Annotated in this window: 1 pseudogene; it reads left to right on the top strand. The window is 55.8% G+C overall.

Annotation, left to right across the window (positions count from 1 at the left end):
* Positions 1-206: pseudogene (locus tag JUJ53_RS00020) on the top strand (IS1 family transposase); the annotation flags it as partial.

Here is a 206-nt window from a genome sequence, read left to right as displayed (position 1 = left end):
TGGGCATCGCAACGGCAAACAAAGCTACCTGTGCCGAGACTGCCGCCGCCAGTTCCGAGACAATCCTCAACAGGGATATAGTCAAGAGGTCAAAGCCCTGTGTATCACGATGTCCCTCAACGGTATGGGATTTCGAGCCATCGAGCGCGTGACCGGCATCAACCATAATAGTGTGATCAACTGGGTGCGCCAAGCCGCGGCAGCTA

It is taken from the genome of Leptolyngbya sp. CCY15150 (assembly GCF_016888135.1).
In the GTDB taxonomy this organism is placed as follows: Bacteria; Cyanobacteriota; Cyanobacteriia; order RECH01; family RECH01; genus RECH01.
This window is presented reverse-complemented; position numbering and strand designations above follow the sequence as displayed.